23 protein-coding genes and 2 pseudogenes are annotated in these 23,880 nt (G+C 63.4%); 13 read left to right on the forward strand and 12 right to left on the reverse strand.

The window, feature by feature from the left end:
* Position 1 precedes the first annotated feature (1 nt).
* A pseudogene (locus tag NUH87_RS31275) lies at positions 2-886 on the forward strand (methyl-accepting chemotaxis protein); the annotation flags it as partial.
* A 198-nt stretch (positions 887-1,084) separates the two neighbouring features.
* The gene (locus NUH87_RS31280) at positions 1,085-1,789 is read left to right on the forward strand and encodes a methyl-accepting chemotaxis protein (protein WP_422393942.1); all 705 of its coding nucleotides are present in this window, start codon (positions 1,085-1,087) and stop codon (positions 1,787-1,789) included.
* Between the two features lie 65 nt (positions 1,790-1,854).
* Here NUH87_RS31280 and NUH87_RS14365 read toward each other — a convergent pair whose 3' ends face one another.
* The 4 genes from NUH87_RS14365 to NUH87_RS14380 all read right to left on the reverse strand — a co-directional run bounded on the left by NUH87_RS14365 (position 1,855) and on the right by NUH87_RS14380 (position 5,206).
* Positions 1,855-2,223, reverse strand: a complete 369-nt coding sequence (locus tag NUH87_RS14365) for a glyoxalase superfamily protein (RefSeq protein ID WP_338526513.1) — start codon at positions 2,221-2,223, stop codon at positions 1,855-1,857.
* A gap of 130 nt (positions 2,224-2,353) precedes the next feature.
* Complete coding sequence (locus NUH87_RS14370) at positions 2,354-3,247, reverse strand: NAD-dependent epimerase/dehydratase family protein (protein WP_338526514.1); 894 nt, start codon at positions 3,245-3,247, stop codon at positions 2,354-2,356.
* 157 nt (positions 3,248-3,404) lie between these two features.
* The gene (locus NUH87_RS14375; RefSeq protein WP_338526515.1) at positions 3,405-4,301 is read right to left on the reverse strand and encodes a LysR family transcriptional regulator; all 897 of its coding nucleotides are present in this window, start codon (positions 4,299-4,301) and stop codon (positions 3,405-3,407) included.
* Between the two features lie 137 nt (positions 4,302-4,438).
* Positions 4,439-5,206, reverse strand: a complete 768-nt coding sequence (locus NUH87_RS14380) for a sulfite exporter TauE/SafE family protein (protein ID WP_338526517.1) — start codon at positions 5,204-5,206, stop codon at positions 4,439-4,441.
* An 80-nt stretch (positions 5,207-5,286) separates the two neighbouring features.
* Between NUH87_RS14380 and NUH87_RS14385 the strand changes: the two genes are divergently transcribed.
* Together NUH87_RS14385 and NUH87_RS14390 are read left to right on the forward strand one after the other, a co-directional pair.
* Entirely contained in the window at positions 5,287-6,219 is a 933-nt protein-coding gene (locus NUH87_RS14385) for a LysR family transcriptional regulator (protein WP_338526518.1), read from the forward strand.
* 39 nt (positions 6,220-6,258) lie between these two features.
* Entirely contained in the window at positions 6,259-6,606 is a 348-nt protein-coding gene (locus NUH87_RS14390; RefSeq protein WP_040064052.1) for a cupin domain-containing protein, read from the forward strand.
* Between the two features lie 96 nt (positions 6,607-6,702).
* Here NUH87_RS14390 and NUH87_RS14395 read toward each other — a convergent pair whose 3' ends face one another.
* From NUH87_RS14395 to NUH87_RS14405, 3 genes are all read right to left on the reverse strand, one after another.
* On the reverse strand, positions 6,703-9,066 hold the full coding sequence (locus NUH87_RS14395; RefSeq protein ID WP_338526520.1) for a DNA polymerase II: 2,364 nt from the start codon (positions 9,064-9,066) through the stop codon (positions 6,703-6,705).
* A 178-nt stretch (positions 9,067-9,244) separates the two neighbouring features.
* Complete coding sequence (gene mmsB, locus NUH87_RS14400; protein ID WP_338526521.1) at positions 9,245-10,129, reverse strand: 3-hydroxyisobutyrate dehydrogenase; 885 nt, start codon at positions 10,127-10,129, stop codon at positions 9,245-9,247.
* Positions 10,130-10,143: 14 nt separating this feature from the next.
* Entirely contained in the window at positions 10,144-11,667 is a 1,524-nt protein-coding gene (locus NUH87_RS14405; RefSeq protein WP_040064049.1) for a CoA-acylating methylmalonate-semialdehyde dehydrogenase, read from the reverse strand.
* A 131-nt stretch (positions 11,668-11,798) separates the two neighbouring features.
* On the opposite strand from NUH87_RS14405, the gene NUH87_RS14410 reads away from it, so the two are divergent.
* The gene (locus NUH87_RS14410) at positions 11,799-12,746 is read left to right on the forward strand and encodes a LysR family transcriptional regulator (RefSeq protein ID WP_338526523.1); all 948 of its coding nucleotides are present in this window, start codon (positions 11,799-11,801) and stop codon (positions 12,744-12,746) included.
* A 10-nt stretch (positions 12,747-12,756) separates the two neighbouring features.
* Here NUH87_RS14410 and NUH87_RS14415 read toward each other — a convergent pair whose 3' ends face one another.
* The 3 genes and pseudogenes from NUH87_RS14415 to NUH87_RS14430 form a co-directional block, all read right to left on the reverse strand.
* Entirely contained in the window at positions 12,757-12,969 is a 213-nt protein-coding gene (locus NUH87_RS14415) for a hypothetical protein (RefSeq protein WP_338526524.1), read from the reverse strand.
* A 244-nt stretch (positions 12,970-13,213) separates the two neighbouring features.
* On the reverse strand, positions 13,214-13,489 hold the full coding sequence (locus NUH87_RS14425; protein WP_338526525.1) for a hypothetical protein: 276 nt from the start codon (positions 13,487-13,489) through the stop codon (positions 13,214-13,216).
* 218 nt (positions 13,490-13,707) lie between these two features.
* A pseudogene (locus NUH87_RS14430) lies at positions 13,708-13,871 on the reverse strand (triacylglycerol lipase); the annotation flags it as partial.
* 96 nt (positions 13,872-13,967) lie between these two features.
* Between NUH87_RS14430 and NUH87_RS14435 the strand changes: the two are divergent.
* Positions 13,968-15,122: a hypothetical protein gene (locus NUH87_RS14435; protein ID WP_338526527.1), complete on the forward strand. Its 1,155-nt coding sequence runs from the start codon at positions 13,968-13,970 to the stop codon at positions 15,120-15,122.
* A gap of 14 nt (positions 15,123-15,136) precedes the next feature.
* Here the strand turns inward: NUH87_RS14435 and NUH87_RS14440 are convergent, their stop codons facing one another.
* Complete coding sequence (locus NUH87_RS14440) at positions 15,137-16,027, reverse strand: triacylglycerol lipase (RefSeq protein ID WP_338526529.1); 891 nt, start codon at positions 16,025-16,027, stop codon at positions 15,137-15,139.
* A gap of 120 nt (positions 16,028-16,147) precedes the next feature.
* Complete coding sequence (locus tag NUH87_RS14445) at positions 16,148-18,217, reverse strand: AsmA family protein (RefSeq protein WP_338526530.1); 2,070 nt, start codon at positions 18,215-18,217, stop codon at positions 16,148-16,150.
* 361 nt (positions 18,218-18,578) lie between these two features.
* Here NUH87_RS14445 and NUH87_RS14450 point away from each other — a divergent pair, with 361 nt between their 5' ends.
* The 7 genes from NUH87_RS14450 (at position 18,579) to NUH87_RS14480 (ending at position 23,856) form a co-directional block, all read left to right on the forward strand.
* Positions 18,579-19,187 carry a hypothetical protein gene (locus NUH87_RS14450; protein ID WP_338526816.1) on the forward strand — a complete coding sequence of 203 codons (609 nt, stop codon included), beginning with the start codon at positions 18,579-18,581 and terminating at the stop codon, positions 19,185-19,187.
* Between the two features lie 165 nt (positions 19,188-19,352).
* The gene (locus NUH87_RS14455) at positions 19,353-19,985 is read left to right on the forward strand and encodes a TetR family transcriptional regulator (RefSeq protein ID WP_040063891.1); all 633 of its coding nucleotides are present in this window, start codon (positions 19,353-19,355) and stop codon (positions 19,983-19,985) included.
* Between the two features lie 209 nt (positions 19,986-20,194).
* Positions 20,195-20,695: an urease accessory protein UreE gene (gene ureE, locus NUH87_RS14460; protein WP_338526533.1), complete on the forward strand. Its 501-nt coding sequence runs from the start codon at positions 20,195-20,197 to the stop codon at positions 20,693-20,695.
* Complete coding sequence (locus tag NUH87_RS14465) at positions 20,692-21,366, forward strand: urease accessory protein UreF (RefSeq protein ID WP_338526534.1); 675 nt, start codon at positions 20,692-20,694, stop codon at positions 21,364-21,366. The genes ureE and NUH87_RS14465 overlap by 4 nt, the downstream gene beginning before the upstream one ends.
* Positions 21,367-21,375: 9 nt before the next feature.
* Complete coding sequence (ureG, locus tag NUH87_RS14470; RefSeq protein ID WP_338526535.1) at positions 21,376-21,990, forward strand: urease accessory protein UreG; 615 nt, start codon at positions 21,376-21,378, stop codon at positions 21,988-21,990.
* A gap of 39 nt (positions 21,991-22,029) precedes the next feature.
* On the forward strand, positions 22,030-22,602 hold the full coding sequence (locus NUH87_RS14475) for a HupE/UreJ family protein (RefSeq protein ID WP_338526537.1): 573 nt from the start codon (positions 22,030-22,032) through the stop codon (positions 22,600-22,602).
* Positions 22,603-22,722: 120 nt separating this feature from the next.
* Positions 22,723-23,856 carry an AGE family epimerase/isomerase gene (locus tag NUH87_RS14480; RefSeq protein WP_338526539.1) on the forward strand — a complete coding sequence of 378 codons (1,134 nt, stop codon included), beginning with the start codon at positions 22,723-22,725 and terminating at the stop codon, positions 23,854-23,856.
* Positions 23,857-23,880 lie beyond the last annotated feature (24 nt).

Here is a 23,880-nt window from a genome sequence, read left to right on the forward strand (position 1 = left end):
GATGAGCGACATCACCCAGCTCAATGCCTCGCTGACCAAACTGCGCGTGGCACGCCTGCAATACATGCTGGCCAACGGCGACGAAACCGCCGCACAGAACGTCCAGGTCAACCTGGACGCGTTCGTCGCGCAACAGCAGAAGCTGATCGCCAGCTTCAAGAGCCCGGAAAACCTCAAGCTGCTCAAGCAACAGGCCGACGTCATCAGCCAATACCAGCAATCGCTGAAGAAGATGCGCGATGCCTATCGCACCGGCAACGGCGCACGCCAGACCATGGGCGACAACGCCGAGGTCGTCGGCAAGCTGATCACCACCATCCACGACCAGGTGCTGCAAATGCCGCCCGGTGAGGAGGGCCGCTTCGAACGCTTCCAGGCCATCAACCGGGCCAAGGAACAGTTCCAGCTGACACGTTATGAAGTACGCGGCTATGCCGCCAACAGCACCCCGGAAACCGAGCAGAAAGCGTTCAACCAACTGAACGAAGCGATCGACGGCCTCAAGGCACTGGCACAAGCGTTCAGCAGCGCCGAACAAGGCTCCGTGAGCCAGCTCGAAACCGCCCTGGGCAACTACCGTAACGCCTTGCAGGCGTACAAGGCGGCCAACGCCGCCATCGTGCTGTCACGCAAGGAAATGACCGACCAGGGTACTGACATCGTCTCGCTCAGCGAAACGCTGTACCAGATCCAACTGGACCGTCGTGACAGCGAAAGCGCCCAGGCCCGCACCTTGCAGCTGGGCAGCACGCTGCTGGCGTTGCTGGTCGGGATTCTCGCCGCCGTGATCATCACCCGGCAGATCACCCGCCCGATCCGCGACACCCTGGCCGTGGTCGAACGCATTGCCGCCGGCGACCTGACCCACAACCTGGTAGTGACCCGCCGTGACGAACTGGGTGTGTTGCAACAAGGCATCCAGCGCATGGGCACGACCCTGCGCGACCTGATCAGCGGTATCCGCGACGGCGTCACCCAGATCGCCAGCGCCGCCGAGGAACTGTCCGCGGTCACCGAGCAGACCAGCGCCGGGGTCAACAGCCAGAAAGTCGAAACCGATCAGGTCGCCACGGCCATGCACGAGATGACCGCCACCGTTCAGGAGGTCGCGCGCAATGCCGAAGAGGCGTCCCAGGCTGCCGCCGCGGCGGACGGTGAGGCTCGCGAAGGCGACAAGGTGGTCGGCGAGGCCATTGCCCAGATCGAACGCCTGGCCACCGAAGTGGTGCGCTCCACCGAAGCCATGACCGTGTTGCAGCAGGAAAGCGACAAGATCGGCGCCGTCATGGACGTGATCAAGGCCGTGGCCGAACAGACCAACCTGCTGGCGCTCAACGCCGCCATCGAAGCGGCCCGGGCCGGTGAAGCCGGACGCGGGTTTGCCGTGGTGGCCGACGAAGTGCGCGGCCTGGCCCAGCGTACCCAGAAGTCCACCGAGGAGATCGAAGGCCTGGTGGCCGCCTTGCAGAACGGTACCCAGCAAGTGGCGAACGTGATGAACAACAGCCGCAGCCTGACCGACAGCAGCGTCGCCCTGACCCGCAAGGCCGGTAGCTCACTGGAAAACATCACCCGCACGGTGTCGAACATCCAGTCGATGAACCAGCAGATCGCCGCGGCGGCCGAACAGCAAAGCGCGGTGGCCGAGGAAATCAGCCGCAGCATCATCAACGTGCGCGACGTGTCCGAACAGACCGCTTCGGCCAGCGACGAAACCGCGGCGTCCAGCGTCGAGCTGGCCCGCCTGGGCAATCAGTTGCAGATGATGGTCAGTCACTTCCGCGTGTGACATCACGGCCTCGCCTGCTCCACGGAACGGAATCCGTGGAGCAGGCGAGCGTGAAGGTGATGGGGTCAGACGCAAATCGCGTTGGTGAACACCAGCCGGTTGTCGAACGGATCGTTGATCGTCATGTCCATGCTGCCCCAAGGCATGGCCTGGATCTCGAGCGGCGTGTCGCCGCTTGCCCTGTCCAGCAACTGCGCCCTGAAGACCTCCAGTTCGTCGGTCTCGATCCGCAGCGCCGCCCCCGGCATGGCATCGCCATTGTGCTCGCTCAAATGCAGCACGCAATCGCCCCGGGACACTTGCAGGTACAACGGAAACCCGGGCTCGAAACGGTGCTGCCAATCGACACGGAACCCGAGGAAGTCAACGTAGAACGCCAACGCCTTGCCCTCATCGTGGATCCGCAAGATGGGAGTGGTTTTACCGAAGCTCATGACGGGTCTTCCTGGCTACCTGATCAAAGCGCTTCGGCCTGGAAAGCAGATTCTTTAATAGCCAGGTGCCACTACCGCCAAAAGAGCGAAGTCAGTCGCAAAATCCGCGTCGCAAAGCGTCGGTCCCGCGTCACGCCATCTCGTTGAGAATCCACTCGGTCACCGAGGTGCGCTTGGGCGACCAGCCCAGCTGTTCGCGGGCCTTCTTGCCGCGCACCCGGCTGTTGGAGCCCAGGCCGTAGTTGGCCATTTCATAACCCCACTCGGCTTCAGCGTCGGCCAGCGGCCAGCCCTGAGGCTCGCCCAGGTTCAAGGCACGGGCCATGGCGGTGGTCATCTCGATGAACGCGGCCTCGCCGCTTTCCACGAAGTAGAAGGCGCCCGCCGGGGTCTTCGTCAGTGCCAGCAGGTACAACGCCACCACATCATCGATATGCACGTTGGACCAGATGTTCCGGCCGGTGCCGACATGGCGCACCACACCACTCTTGCGTGCCTGCTTGAGCAGACGTGGCAACTGCACGCTGTCGCGGTTCACGCCCTGGCTGTGGCCGTAGATCAGCGTATTGCAGAGCACCGCCGAGCGTACGCCGGACGCTGCCGCGCCCAGGACCAGGTTGTCGATGGCCACGCGTGCGGCCTTGTCGACGGTCGGTTCGGGCAGTTGGTCTTCGTGGTAGATGCTATCGCTGGCCAGGCCGCCGGAGGCGTCGCCGACGATGCTCGAACCGCTGGTGTGCAGGAACACCTTGTCGGAACCGCACAGGGCGCCGAGCAAGGCTTCGACCGCACCGCGATGATCACTGCTGGCGGCGTTGATCACCGCGTCGGCCTGCCGTGCCTGCTCGGCGAGCAGCGTGCTGTCATCCAGGGTGCCGATCACCGGGGTGATGCCCAGATGACGCATTTCCTCAGCCTGTTCGGCGCTGCGTACAAGGCCCGTGACCTGATGACCGGCCTTGACCAGGCCAGTGGCGATGGAACCGCCGATAAAGCCGGCGGCGCCGGTAATGAAGACGTTCATGGAGAAACTCCGTGCAGGGATAAGTGATAGGGCCAGTATCGAAAACTTATCCGTGCCGAATAAGCCCGTATTACCCAATTCACTCTTGCGCGGGAATCACGAATTACCTGAAAAAATCGACGTCATCGTCGGAGCACCGCCGGGAGCAAACCAGCGCCTACACGGCATAACCCGCCAGCTTGTCCTGGATAAAATCGAGGAAGCACTGGATCCGCAACGCCAGTTGCGAGTTGCGGTAGTACACCACGTGAATCGGCTGGCGATAGCCGCTATTGGCCTCGGGCAGAATCACCTGCAAACGCCCGGACTGGATATCCTGGTGGGTCATGAAATGCGACAGGCAGACAATGCCCTGCCCTTCCAGCGCCAACTGGCGCAAGGTCTCGCCGCTGGATGCGCTGATACCCGGTTGGATCTGCCAACGATCGCCCTGGGCATGCCGCAACGGCCAGTGGTTCAGGCTTTCGGTCTGGGTGAAACCGAGCAGCGTATGCGCGGACAACTCACTGACGCTGGCCGGCACCCCATGTTTCTCCAGATACGCGGGACTGGCGAGGATATTCAGCGGGCTGCTGCCCAGGGAACGCGCGTGCAGGGTCGAGTCCGCCAGGTTGCCGATACGGATGGCGATATCGGTGCTTTGCTCCAGCAGGTCGATGATCAGGTCGTTGCTGTTGAGCTCCAGTTGGATATCCGGGTACAGGCGGCGAAACTCCGCGATGTAAGGCACCACCGCATGCAGCATGAAAGGCGAAGCGGCATTGATCCGCAGGCGTCCGGCCGGCGTCTGCTGGCGCAGGGAGAGGCGCTCTTCCAGTTCATCCATCTGCTCCAGGATCTGCTTGGCCCGCTCGAAGAAGAACTTGCCCTCCTCGGTCAGGTCCATGCGTCGCGTGGTGCGGTTGATCAAGGTGGTTTCCAGCTTGGCCTCGAGCCGCGACAGGCTACGACTGACCGCCGAGGGCGTCTGGCCGACCTGCTCGGCCGCGGCGGAAATCGAACCGCACTCGATCACGCACACGAAGATCTGCAACTCATCGGATCTGGCTTTCACCTGTGTCCCTCGCTGGAAAAACAGCCTTGAGAGTAGCCGCCCGCAGCCTCGAAGCAAATCGCTTTTGCTGTAAACGCAGGAATAGAGTGCTGATTGTTGCCTTCTCCAGCTTTCGGAACGGCGCCTCCCCTCGCCGGCTAGCCGCCGATCAGCAGGTGGGTTCCCAGTAAACCCAGGCCGATAAAGAACACCCGCTTGAACAGCACGGCGCTGACCCGCTGGCGCAACCACTGCCCGAACAGCATGCCGAGGAGCGCGGGGGCCAGGACCAGCAATGAGGCGCCAAGGGCGCCGTCTCCCAGCGCCCCACGCCAGAACAGCCCGAGTGCCAGCGCCAGGGTCGAGACGCTGAACGACAGGCCCAGCGCCTGCACCAGCTCATCCTTGTTCAATCCCAGCGCCTGCAGATAAGGCACGGCGGGAATCACGAAGACGCCGGTGGCCGAGGTGATGATGCCCGTGACCAGACCACAGACCGGGCCCAACCAGCGCTGCGTCCGAACTCCGACCCGCAGCGCCGGCAGCAACAGACCGCTCAAGGCGTACAACAGCAAGGCGGCCCCCAACGCCCGCACCATCCCATGAGCGCCGTCCATCCCGCCCAGCCACAGCGTGCCGGCGGCGGTGCCGAGGAAGATCGCCAGCAGCATCGGCCACAATCGCCCGAGCAGGGCCGGCAGGTGCCCGCCCGCCGCCAGTTGCCAGACATTGGTCAGGGTCGCCGGGATGATCAACAGGGCCGCAGCCTGCGTCGGTGCCATAGCCAGGCCGAGCAGGCCCATGGCAACCGTCGGCAGTCCAAGGCCGATCACGCCCTTGATCATGCCTGCCAGCAAAAAGGTGCCCAGCACCAGCAGCGAAAGGGCAAGGCCCAGGGATTGGTAAAACTCGATAACGGTCTTCATGGCCATAGACTGGACCCGCGCGACGGGTTTGAAAATCTGTCATGCCTTGAGCTAGCCTCTTGTAAAGAGAGAGGCTGAACATGCACTTCGACCTGATCGACCTCCGGCTGTACCTGAATATTCTCGACGCCGGCAATATCACCGCCGGGGCGGCGCGCAGTCACTTGTCGCTGCCTGCCGCCAGTGCGCGGATACGGGCCCTGGAAGCGTCCCTCGGCACGCCGCTCTTCCAGCGCGGCCGCCGGGGCGTCACCCCCACGCCCGCTGGCAAAGCCCTGGCCCAGCATGCTCGGCTGATGCTGCAACAGGCCGAACACCTGCGCCAGGACCTGGCCGAGTACGCCCGTGGCGTAAAAGGCCAGGTCCGCCTGTTGGGCAACAGTGCCGCGATCAGCGAATACCTGCCGGAACGGCTCGCGGACTTCCTGTGCAGCCACCCGCATATCAACATCGACCTGCAGGAGTTGCCCAGCCTGCGCATTGTCCACGCCATCAGCCAAGGCGCGGCGGAGATCGGCATCGTCTCCGACGCGGTGGATACCCTGGACTTGCAGACCCGCTCCTTCTGCGACGATCCGCTGGTGCTGGCGATCCCCCGGAACCACCCCTTGTCACGGCAGCCGCAGTTGCGCTTCAGCGATACCTTGCGCCACGAACAGGTCGGCCTGCCCGCCGGCAGCGCCCTGGCGGTGTATCTGGAAGAACAGGCCCTGCACCTGGGGATGCGCCTGCAACTGCGCGTGCGGGCAGACGGATTTGACGGTGTGTTGCGCATGGTCGCCCGCGGTGCCGGTCCCGGCATCGTGCCCCAGGCGACCCTGGACCGCTGGCCGGACGCGGCATCCCTGGTCAGCCGTGCACTGCCCGAACCCTGGGCCCGGCGCAAGCTGCTGCTGTGCGCCCGTTCGTTCGAACACCTGCCGGGCTATGCCCGGGCCTTGCTCGACGCCTTATGCGCTCATGGGCAGGTCGATGTCGAACCTGGACAACTGCCCGGTCCCGACGACCGCTAGGGTGCAGGCTTCCTCAAGAACCTGCGTCCGGAGCCCAGCATGTCCAATCCACCGATCACCGTTCTGCGCGACACCCACCCGTTGCCGGTCCTCGATGCCTGCAAATGGGAAAAACTGGCGGGCGACCCGCACACCGTCAACCTCAACGCCTACACCAGCGAAGACGGCAGCAAGATCATGGGCACCTGGATCTGCACCCCGGGCAAATGGCAGGTCGAATACGTGAAGTGGGAGTACTGCCACTTCCAGGAAGGCTACTGCATCATCACCCCGGACGGCCTGGCGCCGATCCACCTGCGCGCCGGCGATATCTTCGTGATCGAGCCCGGGATGAAAGGCACCTGGGAAGTCGTGGAAACTGTGCGCAAGTACTTCGTCTTCGCCTGATCCCGCACAGCCTGGAGCGAACTGCCGCGACCGGCGGCAGACACGCATCGGTGGGTGGCGCGCTTCAGCCTCTGGAAGCCGCCCCACCGACGCGCTTCAGAACAACCCCAGCTGCCCGCCGATCAGGGTGCTGAAGTCATCCTGCACAAACGGCAGGATCGCGTCCGCCACCGGTTGCAGCTGCCGGGTGATGTAGTGGTCGTAGTCGATCGGCGCGCGCCGGATCTCCAGCGGCTCGGGGCCGGCCAGGGTGATCACGTAGCTGATCCAGCCACCGCTCTGGTACTGCCGGGGTCGACCTTGCGCGTCGTTGTACTCGTCGGCCAGGCGCGCCGCCCGCACATGGGGCGGCACATTGCGCTGGTAGTCGCCCAACTGGCGGCGCAGGCGCTTGCGATAGACCAGCCGCTCATCCAGTTCACCCGCCAGGGTCCGACGCACATAGTCGCGCACATAATCCTGATACGGCACCCGGTCGAAGATGCGCCGGTACAGCTCCTGCTGGAAGTCCTGGGCCAGCGGCGACCAGTCGCTGCGCACGGTTTCCAGGCCCTTGTAGACCATCTCCCGGGAACCGTCGGCACGGCTCACCAGGCCGGCATAACGCTTCTTGCTGCCCTCCTCGGCACCGCGGATGGTCGGCATCAGGAAGCGGCTGAAATAGGTTTCGAACTGCAGCTCCAGGGCGCTGCTCAGCCCGAGTTCCTGTTGCAGGTGATCGCGCCACCACTGGTTGACCTGGGCCACCAGGTTGCGGCCGATCCGCGCGGCGTCTTCCTCGTTGTGGGCCTGTTTGAGCCAGACGAAGGTGGAGTCGGTGTCGCCATAGATCACCGCATACCCCTGGGCTTCGATCAGTTGTCGGGTCCGCCGCATAATCTCGTGGCCACGCAGGGTGATGGAGGACGCCAGGCGTGTATCGAAGAAGCGGCAGCCGCTGGAACCGAGCACGCCATAGAAGGCGTTCATGATGATCTTCAGGGCTTGGGACAGCGGCGCATTGTGCTCGCGCTTGGCCGTCTCGCGGCCCTGCCAGACGCTCTCGACGATGGCCGGCAGGCAATGCCGCGTGCGGGAGAAACGCCCGCCGCGAAAACCGGCCACCGAGTCGCTGTCGTCGGGATGGCGCAGGCCCTCCACCAGCCCCACCGGGTCGATCAGGAAGGTGCGGATGATCGACGGATACAGGCTTTTGTAATCGAGCACCAGCACCGACTCGTACAAGCCGGGCCGTGAATCCATCACGAAACCGCCGGGGCTGGCTTCGGGGGTGCGCTCGCCCAGGTTCGGCGCGACGAAGCCCTGGCGATGCATCAGCGGCAGGTACAGATGGGTGAAGGCCGCCACCGAACCGCCGCTGCGGTCGGCGGGCAGGCCGGTGACCGTGGCGCGTTCCAGCAGGAAGGTCAGCAACTGGGTCTTGTCGAAGATCCGCGTCACCAGCTCGCAGTCCTTGAGGTTGTAGCGCGCCAGGGCGGGCTTGTCCTCGGCGAACATGCGGTCGATCTCGTCCATGCGCTGGTACGGGTTGTCGATGGACTTGCCCTCGCCCAGCAGCTGTTGCGCCACGTATTCGAGGCTGAAGGAGGGAAAGCTCCAGGTGGCCGAACGCAGGGCCTCGATGCCGTCGATGATCAGCCGGCCGGCGGCCGCCGCGAAATAATGGGTGTTGCGCGCGCCGTTGTCGCGCCAGCCCATGACGTCGCCGCCACGTCCCAGGCGCAGCGGCACCTTCAGGCGCTCGGCGTGTTCGTGCAGCACCCGCAGGTCGAACTGCACCAGGTTCCAGCCGATGATCGCGTCGGGGTCATGCAGGGCCAGCCAGTCGTTCAGGGCTTCGAGCAAGCCGGCGCGGGTGTCGCGGTAGTCGAACTTGAAGTCGACCTGCGTGGCGTCGCCGTTCGGCGGTCCCAGCATGTACACCTGACGCTCGCCGCAGCCCTCCAGGGCGATGGAGTACAACTCGCCCTGCATGGTGGTCTCGATGTCGAGGGATACCAGCTTCAGGCGCGGGCGATAGCCCGGCGTCGGTTTCATCTGAGTGTCGAGCAACGGGCCGTCGGCGTTGGCCGTGCCGCTGAACAGGACCGGCGCGGTGATGAAGCGCTCCATCAGGTAGCGCTCGGGCGGACGGATATCGGCTTCGTAGACATCGACGCCGCCCTTGCGCAGCAGCTTCTCGATATTCATCAGTTGCCGGTGTTGCTGGCAATACAGGCCCAGCACCGGGCGATGGTGGAAGTCCTGCAGTTCCAGGGGACGCAATTCGACCCCGCGCTCGCCCTGCAACAAGGCTTCGGCGCGTTGGCGATGGGCAACGGGAATGAAGGCGACGGAGGGTTGCGGCGGCAGCCGGACATGCCGGGGACCGTGGTCGGTCGCCAGCCAGAACTCGACCTGCGTACCCGTGGGGGTGTCGCGCCAATGCCGGGTCAGGACAAAACCCTGCTGTAGATCCACCACCCGTACCTCGAAAGCTTTTTCAGGGGGATGATTCTACGCGTCCTGGCCGTTCAGGTGTCTCACAGGTCTGGAGAACACCACAAAACCCTGTAGGAGCTGGCTTGCCAGCGATGAGGCCCTTGAGCCTTGCATTGCCCATCCGGACACCATCGCCAGCAAGCCGGCTCCCACAGGCCTACGGTTTGCGATAGGAGTTAACGATCGCCGAGAAATCCTTGCCGCCTTCCCCACGCAGACTCATCGCCTGGTAAAGCTGCTGCGCCACCGCACCCAGCACCACCGGCTGATGCGCCTGACGAGCCGCTTCCGTCGCCAGCCCCAGGTCCTTCAACATCAACTCGGCGCCGAAACCGCCGGTATACCCGCGCGACGCCGGTGCCGTATCGACGATCCCCGGCCAGGGGTTATAGGTCTCCGAACTCCAGCAACGCCCGGTGGAACTGTTGATGACCCCGGCCAGCACCTGGGTGTCGATCCCCAGCGCCGCGCCGAGGGCCATGGCTTCGCTGACCCCTACCATGGAAATGCCCAGCAGCAGGTTGTTGCAGATCTTGGCGATCTGCCCGGTGCCCACTTCGCCGCAATGGACGATATTGCGGCCCATCTGCGCCAGCACCGGTTGCAGGGTGTCGAACAGTTCCTGGGAAGAACCGACCATGAAGGTCAGGGTCCCGGCCGCGGCACCGCCGGTACCGCCGGAAACCGGCGCGTCGGCCATCGCCACGCCCTGCTTGGCCGCCGCCGCCGCGACATCCTTGGCGGTCTGCGGATCGATGGTGCTGCAATCCACCGCCGGTACGCCCCGGCCGATACCGGCCAGCACCCCGTCCTCGCCCAGCCAGACGCTGCGCACGTGGGCAGCCGCCGGCAGCATGGTGATCACCAGTTCGCTGCCCTGGGCGGCGGCTTTCGGCGATTCGCTGATCGACCCACCGAGGGTCGCCAGCTCCTGCAACACGGTCTTGTTCAGGTCGAACAGGTTCAGGCTGTGCCCGGCCTTGATCAGGTTGCGCGCCATCGGCGCGCCCATGTTGCCCAGGCCGATAAATGCAATCTTCATGGCAGCTTCCTCGTTCAGCGCAGATGGATGGTGGTGTTCACGCCGTGGTTCTCGCTGTCGTCATCGAACCAGCGCGCGGTGACCGTCTTGGTCTGAGTGTAGAACTGCACCACCTGCTTGCCGTACGGACCGAGATCGCCCAGCTTCGAACCGCGCGAACCGGTGAAGCTGAAGAACGGTACCGGCACCGGAATCGGGATATTGATACCGACCTGGCCGATATCGATTTCGTTCTGGAACTTGCGCGCCGCGGCACCGCTCTGGGTGAACAGGCCGGTGCCGTTGCCGAACGGGTTGGCGTTGACCAGGGCAATCGCCTCGTCGAGGGTGTCGACTTCCAGCACCACCAGCACCGGGCCGAAGATTTCCTGGGTGTAGATCTGCATGTCGGTGGTCACCCCGGAGAACAGCGTCGGGCCGACGAAGTTGCCGTGTTCGAAGCCCGGCACCTGGACGCCGCGACCGTCCAGCTCCAGCTTGGCGCCTTCCTTGATACCGCTTTCGATCAGCCCCAGCACGCGCTCTTTCGCCCGCTTGGAAATCAGCGGACCGACATCGGTGCCCGGCTCGCTGCCGGCGTTGACCTTGAGTTTCTGCGCCAGGGCCTTGAGGTCCGGCAGCCACTGTTTCGCCGCGCCCACCAGCACCACCACCGAGGTGGCCATGCAGCGCTGGCCGGCCGCGCCGAAGCCGGCACCGACCAGGGCATTGAGGGCCTGTTCGCGGTTGGCATCGGGCAACACCACCGCGTGGTTCTTCGCGCCCATCATCGACTGCACACGCTTGCCGTGACGGCCGGCGAGGTCATAGACATGGGTGCCGACCGCGGTCGAGCCGACGAAGGACACCGCCTTGATGTCCTTGTGGGTGCAGAGCGCATCCACCACATCCTTGCCGCCGTGCACCACGTTCAGTACACCGGGCGGCACACCGGCTTCCAGCGCCAGTTCCACCAGCAGCAGCGTCGACAGCGGGTCCTGCTCGGACGGCTTGAGGACGAAGGTGTTGCCGCAGGCGATCGCCATCGGGAACATCCACAGCGGAATCATCGCCGGGAAGTTGAACGGGGTGATCCCGGCGCAGACACCGATGGGCTGGCGCAGGGTGTAGGTGTCGACACCACCGGCGACGTTCTCGGCGAACTCGCCCATTTGCAGGGTGCCGATGGAGCAGGCGTGCTCCACCACTTCCAGGCCACGGAAGATGTCGCCTTCGGCGTCGGCAATGGTCTTGCCCTGCTCGGCGCTGAGGACCACGGCGATGCGCTTGGAGTGTTCGCGGATCAGTGTTTGCAACTTGAGCATGATGCGCATGCGGGCGCCGATGGGGGTCAGCTTCCAGGTCTGGAAGGCGCGCTGGGCGGCCGCGATGGCGGCGTCCACTTCATCGGCGGTGGCGAACGGGACTTTCGCCAGGACTTCCTGGGTCGCCGGGTTGACGATGTCATGCCACTCATCGGTTTTGGATTCGACCCACTCGCCATCGATCAGCAGCTTGGCGGTCTTGAGGGTGGCGTCGGGCTTGAGAGAAACGTTCATGGAAGTCTCCTGAATTATTGTGGGGCCGAATCCGAAGCGGGCGAGGCAGCGCCCGGGCATGGTGACTGGACTGTTTTTGGAGTATAGATGTGCGTTCTTCTAATAAGAATGCACATAAAAACCGGACCAACATGCAAAAAAACATCACGTCTTTGGGTTCATTGAACTGGGACGACCTGAAGTTTTTCCTCGAGGTCGCCCGTACCCGTAAAGCTAGCAGCGCGGCCAAACGCCTGGCGGTGGACTACACCACGGTGTCGCGGCGCATCAGCTCGCTGGAGGGTGCACTGGGCACCCTGCTGTTCGAAAAGTCGCGTACCAACGGCTTTGTGCTGACGGCCGAAGGCCAGCGCTTGATGGGGTATGCGGAGTCCATCGAGAGCACCTTGCACATGGCCTGCGAGCAGGTCTCAGGGTCTGGCGTGGCGCTGTCGGGGCATGTGCGCATGGGTTGCACGGAAGGTTTCGGCAGCTTTTTCATCACCCCGCAGTTGAGTCATTTCGTCGACGCGTACCCGGCGATTTCCGTCGATATCCTGCCGTTGCCGCACTTCATCAGTTTGTCCAAGCGCGAGGCGGATATCGTCATTGCCCTGGAGCGGCCGGAGCATGGGCCGTATGTGTGTTGCAAGCTGTGCGACTACCGCCTGCAGCTCTATGCGACCCAGGAGTATCTGGACCAGCACCCGCCGATCCGCCGTGCCAGTGATTTGGGGCGGCATCGTTTTGTCAGTTATGTCGATGACCTGGCGTTCAGCAATGAGCTGCTGTACCTGGCCAATGCCCTGCCGAATGCCACGGCGAATTTGCGCAGCACCAGCGTGATTGCCCAGTTCGTCGCGGCGCAGCAGGGCCGGGCGCTGGCGATCCTGCCGTGCTTCCTGGCGGCCCAGGACCCGAAGTTGCTGCCGGTGCTGACGGATGAGGTAAATATCACCCGGCAGTTCTGGATGTACTGTCGGGAGGATTTGCGCAAGTTGAAGCGCATTACCTTGTTGTGGGATTACATCCGGGATGTGACGGAGCGCAATAAGGCGCTGCTGATGGGGAAGACCCGGGAGATGGTTTTCCACGACTGAGGCCGGGTGCTCAGCTAGGCCGAACGCGGTCCTTTGTAGGAGCTGGCTTGCCAGCGATAGCGTCATTATGGGCGATGCAAGCCTTCCTAGAGCCCATCGCCGGCACACGCAATTCGGCGAGGAGGAAGAAATCTTCGCCCAGCTCAGGGATATCGCTGGTGTCGATGTCCTGGTCGTTCAGCTTAGCCAGGCGCTCCCTGTCAGTTTTCGATGCTTTCGACATAGTGTTTGGCCTCCTGTTTGGTAGCTTTTTGGGCAGAGATGATACGGATCGCGTCGCCCCGTTCAGTTAAGAACTGATCTCAAGTCTGACCGAGGTTTGTGGCGAGCGGGCTTGCCCGCGTTCGGCTGCGAAGCAGTCGCAAAACCGGCTATCTCGGTCCACCTGACAGATCGAGTTCCCTGGTTTTAGGGGGCTTCGCCCCCCAGCGCGGGCAAGCCCGCTCGCCACAAGATCGCGCCCGGCGTCAGACCTCCCTAAGTCGATCCGCGAACCGCCCCTGCATCGCATCCAGCGCATCGCAACCATCCTGCAACAACAGATAGGCCGCTGCGGTGAAGTGCTGGAGATCGCGGTCGCAGGTGTTGCCGATGCTCATGCAAGTCAGACTGTGGCTCAGGTCGCGAGCCGCCTTGAGGCGCTGTATGGCGAACTCATAGAGATCACGCACCGGGACATCGAGCTTGAGGTAGAGCACGGGGACTTGGGTGAGGTTGCTTTGCAGCGGGCGGAAATTGGTCATGGCGTAACTCCTTAGCCGATATCGATAGGACGCGTCTGTGTGTCGTAATAGTTTTCGATCGGCTAAGACCGGTCACCGATTCGTCGATGACCACCGAACTATAGTCCAGTGACTCGCCGAATAGCTGCCGCTTTTACACCCTGAAATACGTGCCAGTACCGTAGCCAGCGATGGCATTTGCACACCCGTTGACCTGACATTCCGGCTTGACGCGCCCTTCAAGCACCCGCCTGCTTCAACCGCCGAGCATGCTCGACAAATAGCCGGATCGGCTCCTCGCCCTTGCCCACTAACCCCAACGACTGGTTGACGATATCGAAGTGGTCCAGCGGATAGTCATCGCCGATCACCGCCCCAGATGCAAGCTATAGCGGACGACCAAGCTTTGCCTGATGCACATAAAATTCGACATGTTGTATACCAGCATTATCAAATCAGGTATAAATTATAGCCTGCTTGATATATGAGGATAGTTACGATGAGTCCATCACGCCCAATCTTCAAGCGCGGAGCACTGGCAGAGTCGCTTGCCCGCGACTTGGCGGGTGAGTCGTTTGTCGATTACAGCTCGGGATTGTTCTTGGCCGCACCACGCCGCACCGGCAAGAGCACCTTCCTGAACAACGACTTCATCCCGGAATGCGAGAAGCGAGAATGGTTGGCCGTCTACGTTGACCTCTGGGCGAACCGTGAAACCGACCCTGCCGACCTAATCTCAGGTGCCATCGGGAGCGCGCTAAGCGAGTTCGATAGCGCCGTGAGCAAAGCAGCAAAAAAAGCCGGCATCGAGAAGATCAACCTTCTTCGCACCCTGAGTTGGGATTTCACCAAACCCCAGCTACCCAGTGGCACAACGCTCGCCAAGGCACTGGAAGTGCTTCACGAAGTCTCTGGAAAGATGATAGTCCTGATCATCGACGAGGCCCAGCATGCACTCAACAGCGAGAGTGGGGTCAACACAATGTTCGCCCTCAAGGCCGCACGGGATCACCTCAACCGTGGCAACCGCCCGGACGGCCTGCGGCTGGTTTTCACGGGGTCGAGCCGGGACAAGCTGGCAAACCTGGTCCTCAAGAGCAAGCAGCCCTTCTACGGTGCGAACATCACGCCATTCCCACTGCTGGCACACGACTTTGTCGGGTTCGTCACTGATGTGTGGAATCGCCGCCTCGCCGCGACCAACCAGTTCAACATCGAGGATATGGAATATGCATTCCAACTGGTCGGACGCCGCCCTGAGATGTTGAACAAACTGCTCACCGAAGTCAGCGTCGGGCTAGGCGAAGCCTGCAACCTTGGGGACCTGCTGCGTACAGGCGCCCTCAATCACCAAGCTGGGGTTTGGAGCGACTACGAGAGCGCCTACAACGATCTGTCGCCACTTCAACAGGCAGTCCTGGTGGTGATGGCCGAGCGAACGATCAGTAAGCAACCATTCACCCCTTTCGCGGAGCAAACGTTTCTGGACGTGAATCGGAAACTGGAGCAGGTCCAGGCCGAGCCAAACGCAACCACCCCGAACGTCCAGAAAGCGCTCGACGTTCTGCGTGAGAAAGAACTGGTCTGGAAGGCGAACCGGGGCGAGTACGCGCTGGAGGACTCATCAATGGCGGAATGGCTGACCACCCTATAAGGCACTACTGCCCTTCAGACACCCGCCAACTTCAACCGCCGAGCATGCTCCACAAACAACCGGATCGGCTCCGCGCCCTTTCCCACCAGCCCCAGCGACTGGTTGACGATATCGAAGTGGTCCAGCGGATAGTCATCGCCGATCACCGTGCCCAGATGCGAGCTGTAGCGGCCGACCATGCCATCGCACTGCCCGGCCTCGCGCACGAAGGTTTTGGCGAACAGCCGGCAACTGCGGTTGGTCGCATCGAACAGATTGCGGCCACGATCCGTGATCCCGGGCTGCAAGGTGCCGGACCAGGAGTAGTAACGCACTCCATTCACCAGCTCATCGCCCTGCCCCCCCCAGCTCTGCGGCAATCCTTGCGGGTATTGCCGATTGAACAGCGCGACGCCTTCGCTGGTCAGCGACTGGTGTGAAGCCGGCAGGTCCATGGGCAGGCGCAGCCCGTGATGGCCGGTGTCCAGCCAGCCCATCACCCGCGCCACGACACACAGCAACAGGCTGAGCAAACGGGCACGCAGCTCCTCACGTGGATAGTGCTTGTCGAAATAGTCCGCCAGCTCCGAACCATGATTGGGACCGGCGACCGAGGTCACCGAGGCCACCCACTCCGGCCGCTTCGCCGCCGCATAACGGGCGGTCAGCGCGCCCTGGCTGTGGCCGATCAGGTTGACCTTGTCAGCCCCGGTATCGCGGCGAATCTGCTCGATCCGCGCCAGCAACTGTTCACCGCGAACCTCGTTGGAATGCAGCGGCGAGACCGCCACCGGAAACACCTGTGCTCCACCGCGCCGCAACGCAGGGACAATCCCGTACCAATAGGGGAAAAACACCAGGCGGACAAAACCCAACATACCCGGCACCAGCACCAGCGGATAACGTGTAGCAAGTTCCTGCGACATCCCGTGAGCATCCATGAAGGTCAAAAGCCAAAGCCTGGCTGCACTGCGAAGGTCAAAGCATCGGCATTGAAGATGACAAATGCAGTGTGGCGAGCAGGCCCGCCGGTGCCGGGCCGCGCGTCAGCCCTTCACCGTCTTCGGCGTCTTGCCCGCCTTCATCTGTTGCAACAACGGCGCGCACTGGTTCGGTACATCGCCACTGGGCGCCACCAACGCCAGCAGCCCCGCCGCCGGCCCGGCAATCACGCCCAGGGCCACCATGCCCGCGCCGCGCAACATCAACGGCACCGCCTGCACACCGGCATCGGGCTTGATGAACTTGCCCCGCACGTACAAGGGCGAGCGCAAGGACAATAGCCGAAAACCCTTGGATTCCGGGGTGATCTTCAGGTCCAGCTGTTCGCTGGCAAAGTTGGCCGTGCCATCGATGTAGATGATCGCGTTCTCGGTATCGAAAACAAACAGCCGGGTGGTCGCCAGGCCGTTCTTGATCCCCAGGTCCGCCGCCGCGCAGTTGATCTTCACTTCCTTGTCGCCAAAGATTTTCCCGACCACGTAGTTGCCCACATTGAGCCCGGCGATCTCCATCAGCCCGCGACTGATGGCGCCATCGTTGACCAGCATCTTCAGGTCGCCATTGGAGGTGCCGAGCAATTTCGCCACCGAGTTGCCGGTACCGGCGATATCCGCGTCGCCATTGAGTTCGCCAAAGCTGGTCTGCATCGGCTCGAAGCTGGGGAACAACTGCTTGAGCTTGAAGTTGCGCGCCGTCAGCTTGGCCCGGCCCTGCATCGGCGTGCTGCGGCCATTGAGGCGGATCTGCGCATCGAGCTTGCCACCCGCCACGCCGAAACGCAGGGGCTCAAGGCTGAGTTCGCCGTCGGTGAGCACCAGGTGGGTATACAGGTCGGTAAATGGCAATTCGCTACTGTGGACGATGCGCTTGCCGGTGAACTCCACATCGGCGTCCATGTCGCGCCAACGCTCGGTACGGAACTCTTCCACCGGTAGCAGCTTGTCCGCCGGCTGTTTGCTTTCGCCGCCACGGGCCTTCTGCTTGGCGTTGGAGTCGGCGCCGATCAGTGGGGCCAGGTCGGTCATCAGCAGTTGGTTGGACACCAGGGTACCGCTGAGCTTGGGTCGCGGCTGACTCGCCACATAAACGAGGTCGCCGTGAATATCACTGGTGCCGATCTTGCCGTTGAAGTTCTCATAGGTGAACGCGGCACCGGCGGGATCGCGCAGCTTGGCGATCAGATGACCGTCGGTCTCATACGCAGGCGAAGCCGGCAGGGTGACGCCGGTCAGCGGGTACAGGTTGCCCAGGCTGCTGCCGGACAGGGTCAGGCGCAGGTCGAGGGCGCCGAGGTTACGCGGGTCGGTCAGGGTCCCGGCGACGGCGATCCGGGTGTCGGCGACCTTCACGTCCGCCTGCACCGGAAAGGGTTTGGCGGCGTCCTGCAAGGCCAGCAGGCCGCCGATCTTGCCGCTGCCGGCAAGGTTCTGGCCGTGGTACTGGCCTTTGACCTTCAGCGCAAAGGCATAGTCCTGGGGGGCCGAACCCTTCTCCAGGGCCTTTTTCGCCGCTTTGTCACCGACGATATCGCCGAACGGAATGGACTTGCCCAACGGATCGATCACCACCTCGAGGCGGGCTTTCTGGCTCTGGTCGTCAAGGCTGACATGCCCCTTGTCAAAACCGATGGCGCCGATATCCACCACCCAGCTGGAGGGTTCGGCATTCGGGTCCTTGGGATCGAGCTGGAAGGTCCAGCTGGCCCGGCCATCGGCCATGCGTTCGAGGTTGGCATCAGGCTCGGTCAGGTCGATGCGCGGGATGACCACCTGCCGCGCCAGCAGCGGCAGCGGTGAAAGACGCAGCTCGACACGCTTGAGCGTGACCATCTGCGGGTTCTTCGCCCAGTCCGGATTGCCCAGGGTCAGGTCCTCGGCGATCAGATGGGGCCAGGGCACCCAGGCCCGCCAACCGCCCTCGTCCGCTTCGCGTTGCCAGCGCAGGGCCAGGTTGCCATTGATGGCGAAGGGGCGATGGAGGATGGCCGACACCTTGGCATTGATCGGCGGCTTGACCCGGTTCCAATCGAACAGGGCAATGCTGGCGACCAGCGCCACCAGCAGGAGGACGAGGCAGGCACCGGTCCAGGCAAGAATCTTTCGAGTGCGCGTCATTGCACAGGGCTCCTGATAACGGCTGGCGTTCAAAACTCGACGCATTATGCCTTTACGACCGGTAAACGCTCGACAAGGTTTAATGCCATTCCCCCCGAATCATGACCGTCACCCGACGGCTGGACCTGACCAATCAGCCAGTTTTTTGTTCCCGGCACGCACTCGCGTGGCGCAGCAGTGGGTCGAAAATACCCATCACAGGGCAAAGGTAACGCTCTGCAAGCCCCGGTCTAGAGGGCTTTGGGTAGAACCATCAATTCCGTTGATTATTACCATTGTGCTTATGAACTTTTATATCGATTTTGCAGGCGTAGCATTGGCTTCGTACCCACTTTGTCGCCCTCCTACGGAGCAACCGATCATGAAACGCCCATTACTTCTCAGCCTCACCCTTGCCGTCCTGACTGCCAATGCCTATGCCTTGCCAGCCCGTGAACAAGCCGCGCCGCAAGCTCAAGCCAGCCATGCAGTGGCCAGCCAAGTGCTGAATACCCTGGCTTCCGATGGCTCCGACCGTACACCACTGGGTGAAACCCTGGCCGCTGATGGTTCTGACCGCACTCCACTGGGTGAAACCTTGGCCGCTGATGGTTCTGACCGTACCCCACTGGGTGAAACCTTGGCTTCCGATGGTTCTGACCGCACCCCTCAGGGTCAAACCCTAGCCTCCGATGGTTCGGACCGCACCCCTCAGGGTCAAACCCTGGCCTCCGATGGTTCGGACCGCACCCCTCAGGGTCAAACCCTGGCCTCCGATGGTTCTGACCGCACCCCTCAGGGTCAAACCCTGGCTTCCGATGGTTCTGACCGTACGCCACTGGGCGAAACCCTGGCTGCTGACGGCTCCGACCACACCTTCATCGGAAAAAGTGGCGCAGTCGCCGAAGGCGGTCGTGCTCGCCTGGAAGAAAAAGGCCTGGCCTCAGACGGCGGCGACCGAGTGATCGACCGCAACAAAACCGTGAGCTAAGCCCTTGGCTGCCTGGAACAAAGCCCGGTCCCCTGGATCGGGCTTTGATATTTCAGGGCCCTGAACATTCGCAGTCCCCCGCAATTTCCCCCTCTCCTGGTTCGACGCCGGCAAAGCTGATTTGCTAGAGTGCGCCGCTCTCTTCATCCAGAAAATACCCTTGCGATGCTGCCCCGCGCCGAACAGAAACAACAGACTCGACATGCGCTCATGGACGCTGCCCGGCACCTGATGGAATCCGGCCGAGGCTTCGGCAGCCTGAGCCTGCGGGAAGTGGCAAAGACCGCCGGGATCGTGCCCACCGGCTTCTATCGGCATTTCGACGACATGGACCAGCTCGGCCTGGCCCTGGTGCGCGAAGTGGGCCAGACCTTCCGGGAAACCATCCGCCTGGTGCGCCACAACGAGTTCGTCATGGGCGGCATCATCGATGCGTCGGTGCGCATCTTTCTCGATGTGGTGGCGGCCAATCGCTCGCAGTTCCTGTTCCTCGCCCGCGAGCAATACGGCGGCTCGCTGCCGGTGCGCCAGGCCATCGGCGCGCTGCGGGAAAACATCAGCGCGGACCTGGCGACCGACCTGGGCCTGATGCCCAAGCTCGACCACCTGGACCCAGCCGGGCTGACGGTCATCGCCGACCTGATCGTCAAGAGCGTGTTCGCCACCCTGCCGGACATCATCGACCCGCCCTGTGCGCCCCTGCCGGAACACCTGACACCCCAGGCCAAGATCACCCAGCAACTGCGCTTCATCTTTATCGGGCTGAAGCATTGGCAAGGGCTGGGCAGCACCGAGTAGCCGGGCCGGATGCCTTACCCGCCGGATCGCCAGCCAGGCACCACAAAAGCGCATCGATACCACTTGCGCACCATCTTGAAACATCTCGAAACATGACTAGGCTCCCTTTTCAGGCGCCAAGCGTTTTCTGACGGGGCTTTCCTACGTAGCGAGCGATTGGCAAGCCCCTTGCTCTAGCTCAAGCATCGCTCATTGCCGGAAGCCTCCTGATGTTGGTGATTCATCGCAGAATCGAACCTCAATCCACCTGGGCCGCCGAACTGCACCTGAACTTCGAAGCCCGGAGCAAAAGTCGCCTGCGCTGTTTCAGTGCCGACGGCGAGGATGTAGGACTGTTCCTCGAACGCGGCCAGCCCCCGCTGTACGACGGTGAATGCCTGGAGGCCGAGGACGGGCGCATCGTGCGGGTGTGCGCACGCCCCGAACAGCTGCTGCACGTCACCTGCCGCAACGCCTTCGAACTGACCCGCGCCGCCTACCATCTGGGCAACCGCCATGTCGCCCTGCAAGTCGGCGACGGTTGGCTGCGACTGCTCGACGACTACGTGCTCAAGGCCATGCTCGAACAGCTCGGTGCCCACGCCGAAACCCTCGAGGCCCCCTTCCAGCCGGAACACGGTGCCTACGGCGGCGGCCACCACCACTCCCGCCACGGCGACGAAGACTTCAACTACCCGCCGCGCCTGCACCAGTTCGGTGTGCGCCCATGAACCCGGCCTGGGCGCTGTTGCGCCTGGCCAGCCCACAACTGCCCATCGGCGGCTACAGCTACTCCCAGGGCCTGGAAATGGCCGTGGAACAGGCCCGGGTCAAGGACGCCGACAGCGCCCGACGCTGGATCGCCGATCAACTACTGCTCAACCTGGCTCGCTTCGAAGCGCCGCTGCTGCTCGCCCATTGCCACGCCGCAAAGGACGAGGACTGGGCCGGGTTGAAACAACTCTGCGAGGAACACCGCGCCAGCCGCGAAACCCGCGAGCTGTATCAGGAAAGCCGGCAGATGGGCTATTCCCTACAGCAATTGCTCGGCGGCCTGCCGGAGCTGGATGACGCCGCCCGCAGCTTCCTTGCACAGCAAGCCGAACCCCACCTGGCCCTGGGCTGGGCCCTGGCCGCCCGCGCCTGGCGGATCGCCCCCCAGGATGCCCTGGCCGCCTGGCTCTGGAGCTGGCTGGAAAACCAACTGGCCGTGCTGATGAAAACCCTGCCGCTGGGCCAGCAAGCCGCCCAGCGCCTGACCAGCGAATTGCTGCCCCTGCTGCAACAGGCCCAGCAAGCCGCCACGGCCCAGGATCTTCAATCCATCGGCAGCGCCACCTTCGGCCTGTCCCTGGCGTGCATGGCCCATGAGCGCCAGTACAGCCGCCTGTTTCGTTCCTAGGAGAGCATGATGAACGCACAACCCCTGCGCGTCGGTATCGGCGGCCCGGTGGGCTCCGGCAAGACCGCCCTGACCCTGGCCCTGTGCCTGGCCCTGCGCGACCGCTACAACCTGGCGGTGGTGACCAACGATATCTACACCCGCGAAGACGCCGACTTCCTGGTCCGCAACGAGGCCCTGGCCCCGGAGCGGATCATCGGCGTGGAAACCGGCGGCTGCCCGCACACCGCGATTCGCGAAGACGCCTCGATCAACCTCGAAGCGGTGGACCAGTTGAACCGCCGCTTCCCGGGGCTCGACCTGATCCTGGTGGAGTCCGGCGGCGATAACCTCTCGGCGACCTTCAGCCCGGAACTCTCCGACCTGACCATCTACGTGATCGATGTCTCGGCCGGCGACAAGCTGCCCCGCAAGGGCGGACCGGGGATCTGCAAGTCCGACCTGCTGGTGATCAACAAGATCGACCTGGCGCCGCTGGTGGGCGCGTCCCTGGAGATGATGGACAGCGACACCCGACGCATGCGCGGCGACAAACCCTTTGTCTTCAGCAACCAGAAGACCGGGCTTGGCCTGGAGGCGATCATCGCCTTTATCGAGCGCCAGGGCCTGCTGACGGCGGCCTGATACCGGGCACACCTCTTTCAACCACCAGGAATCCTCTCCATGACCTTGAAGAAAATCCTCGGCACCCTCGCCTTGCTGCTCGCCCCCGCTGCCGCCTTCGCCCACCCTGGCCATGGCGACAGCGGTTGGATCGCCGGCGTCAGCCATCCGGTCAGTGGCATCGATCATTTGCTGGCAATGGTTGCGGTCGGCCTGTGGGCGGCCCAGCAACAAGGCACTGCGCGCTGGGCGCTGCCCTGTACCTTTGTCGCCACCATGCTGATCGGTGGGGTGTTGGGTTTCGAGGGGTTGGCGCTGCCGGCGCTGGAAAGCGGGATCGCCGCTTCGGTCCTGGCCCTGGGCCTGGCCGTGGCGTTGGCGGTACGGCCACCTTTGGCCGTGGCGATGGCAGCGACCGCGCTGTTTGCCCTGTTCCACGGTGTGGCCCATGGTCTTGAGCTGCCGGACATGTCGAGCCCATGGACCTACGCGACCGGTTTCGTGGTCGCGACCGCAACCCTGCATGCGCTGGGTTATGGAGTGGTGCGGGTGTTGCCGCACGCTGCCGCGCCCTTGGTGCGACTGGCCGGTGTAGCGTCGGCGGCGACCGGCGCGTGGTTGCTGGCGGGCTAGAGCATTTTCCCCAGTGGTAACCGGACTTTGTGGCGAGCGGGCTCGCCACAAGGAACAGCATCGTCCGTTACCGCCTGCTAACATGTCGCGCAACCGCCCTTGCCCTGACGACGCCAGCCGATGCCCGATGTTTCCAGCTCCGCCTCCACGCCTGAATTGAACGCGCTGTTCAATACCGTGCAAGACCACTTCCGCCAGGTCATCGTACCGCTGTGGCAAGGCCCCGGCTGGAACGCCGACATGGCGCTGCCCGTTGAGGCGCTGGACGCCGAGCATCGGCCGCTGCCCCCACAACGCTATCGCGCCATGGCCTGCGCCCGGCAGTTGTATCTGTTCTCCAGCCTGATGGGCGATGCCGCCTTCCCGGCCGCGGGCGAACGTGCCAGCGCGCTGTTCCGCTCGCTGCAACGGCATTTCCACGATGCCGAGCACGGCGGCTGGTTCTACAGCATCGACCCGCAAGGCGCGCCGCTGGACACGCGCAAGGATCTCTACACCCACGCGTTCATTCTCTTCGCCTGTGCCCATTACTGGGCCAAGGTGCGCGAGCCACTGGTGGAGTCGGTGCTCAACGCCGCCCTGGAAGTGATCGCGGTGCGCTTCGCCAACGGCGACGGTCTGTATGAGGCCAGCCTGGATCGCGACTGGTCGCCGCTGGGCAGCGGGCCGTTGCAGAACCCGCTGATGCACCTGGCCGAAGCCTTCCTGGCGACCTTGTCGGTACGTGAAGATGCCGTCACCCAGGGCGCACTGCTCGCCCTGGCCGCCGGCATGCAGCAACGCTTTATCGACCGCCGCCACGGCGTGATGCTGGAGAAACCGCTGGGGGCTGTGGATAACTGGTTCGAACCGGGCCATCAGTTCGAATGGCTGTTCCTGCTGGAATCATCGCCCCTGCTGCGCGGTACCGCGCTGCACGGATCGCTGGATCGCGCGTTCGACTTCGCCGAGCAGTCGGGGGTCGACCCGCAAAGCGGCGCGGTCAGCGCCATGCTCGACAGCGACGGCACCCTGCGCGATGGCACCCGACGCATCTGGGCCCAGGCCGAATACCTGCGGGCGCTGACCTTGCGTGTGGATAACTCGGCGCGCTTGCAGCGTCAGCTACAGGCCTTGCAACAGCACTTCATGCACAAGGGCGGCTGGTACGAATGCCTGGACGCGACGGGGGCGGTCAGCCGCGAGGACATGCCGTCGACCACGCCCTATCACCTGGCAACCTGCCTGAGTGGCCTGGCCGCCTATTTCGGCTGAGCCACAAAATGGGCTCAGCCTCAA

Origin of the sequence: Pseudomonas batumici, from assembly GCF_036585405.1 — a bacterium.
Lineage (GTDB): Bacteria > Pseudomonadota > Gammaproteobacteria > Pseudomonadales > Pseudomonadaceae > Aquipseudomonas > Aquipseudomonas batumici.

Excerpts from the sequence above, each read along its gene's own strand:
- NUH87_RS31280 (WP_422393942.1), top strand. The coding sequence starts at position 1,085 with ATGACCGCCACCGTTCAGGAGGTCGCGCGCAATGCCGAAGAGGCGTCC.
- NUH87_RS14365 (WP_338526513.1), bottom strand. The coding sequence starts at position 2,223 with ATGAGCTTCGGTAAAACCACTCCCATCTTGCGGATCCACGATGAGGGC.
- NUH87_RS14370 (WP_338526514.1), bottom strand. The coding sequence starts at position 3,247 with ATGAACGTCTTCATTACCGGCGCCGCCGGCTTTATCGGCGGTTCCATC.
- NUH87_RS14380 (WP_338526517.1), bottom strand. The coding sequence starts at position 5,206 with ATGAAGACCGTTATCGAGTTTTACCAATCCCTGGGCCTTGCCCTTTCG.
- NUH87_RS14385 (WP_338526518.1), top strand. The coding sequence starts at position 5,287 with ATGCACTTCGACCTGATCGACCTCCGGCTGTACCTGAATATTCTCGAC.
- NUH87_RS14390 (WP_040064052.1), top strand. The coding sequence starts at position 6,259 with ATGTCCAATCCACCGATCACCGTTCTGCGCGACACCCACCCGTTGCCG.
- mmsB (WP_338526521.1), bottom strand. The coding sequence starts at position 10,129 with ATGAAGATTGCATTTATCGGCCTGGGCAACATGGGCGCGCCGATGGCG.
- NUH87_RS14405 (WP_040064049.1), bottom strand. The coding sequence starts at position 11,667 with ATGAACGTTTCTCTCAAGCCCGACGCCACCCTCAAGACCGCCAAGCTG.
- NUH87_RS14410 (WP_338526523.1), top strand. The coding sequence starts at position 11,799 with ATGCAAAAAAACATCACGTCTTTGGGTTCATTGAACTGGGACGACCTG.
- NUH87_RS14415 (WP_338526524.1), bottom strand. The coding sequence starts at position 12,969 with ATGTCGAAAGCATCGAAAACTGACAGGGAGCGCCTGGCTAAGCTGAAC.
- NUH87_RS14425 (WP_338526525.1), bottom strand. The coding sequence starts at position 13,489 with ATGACCAATTTCCGCCCGCTGCAAAGCAACCTCACCCAAGTCCCCGTG.
- NUH87_RS14435 (WP_338526527.1), top strand. The coding sequence starts at position 13,968 with ATGAGTCCATCACGCCCAATCTTCAAGCGCGGAGCACTGGCAGAGTCG.
- NUH87_RS14440 (WP_338526529.1), bottom strand. The coding sequence starts at position 16,027 with ATGTCGCAGGAACTTGCTACACGTTATCCGCTGGTGCTGGTGCCGGGT.
- NUH87_RS14445 (WP_338526530.1), bottom strand. The coding sequence starts at position 18,217 with ATGACGCGCACTCGAAAGATTCTTGCCTGGACCGGTGCCTGCCTCGTC.
- NUH87_RS14450 (WP_338526816.1), top strand. The coding sequence starts at position 18,579 with ATGAAACGCCCATTACTTCTCAGCCTCACCCTTGCCGTCCTGACTGCC.
- NUH87_RS14455 (WP_040063891.1), top strand. The coding sequence starts at position 19,353 with ATGCTGCCCCGCGCCGAACAGAAACAACAGACTCGACATGCGCTCATG.
- ureE (WP_338526533.1), top strand. The coding sequence starts at position 20,195 with ATGTTGGTGATTCATCGCAGAATCGAACCTCAATCCACCTGGGCCGCC.
- NUH87_RS14465 (WP_338526534.1), top strand. The coding sequence starts at position 20,692 with ATGAACCCGGCCTGGGCGCTGTTGCGCCTGGCCAGCCCACAACTGCCC.
- ureG (WP_338526535.1), top strand. The coding sequence starts at position 21,376 with ATGAACGCACAACCCCTGCGCGTCGGTATCGGCGGCCCGGTGGGCTCC.
- NUH87_RS14475 (WP_338526537.1), top strand. The coding sequence starts at position 22,030 with ATGACCTTGAAGAAAATCCTCGGCACCCTCGCCTTGCTGCTCGCCCCC.
- NUH87_RS14480 (WP_338526539.1), top strand. The coding sequence starts at position 22,723 with ATGCCCGATGTTTCCAGCTCCGCCTCCACGCCTGAATTGAACGCGCTG.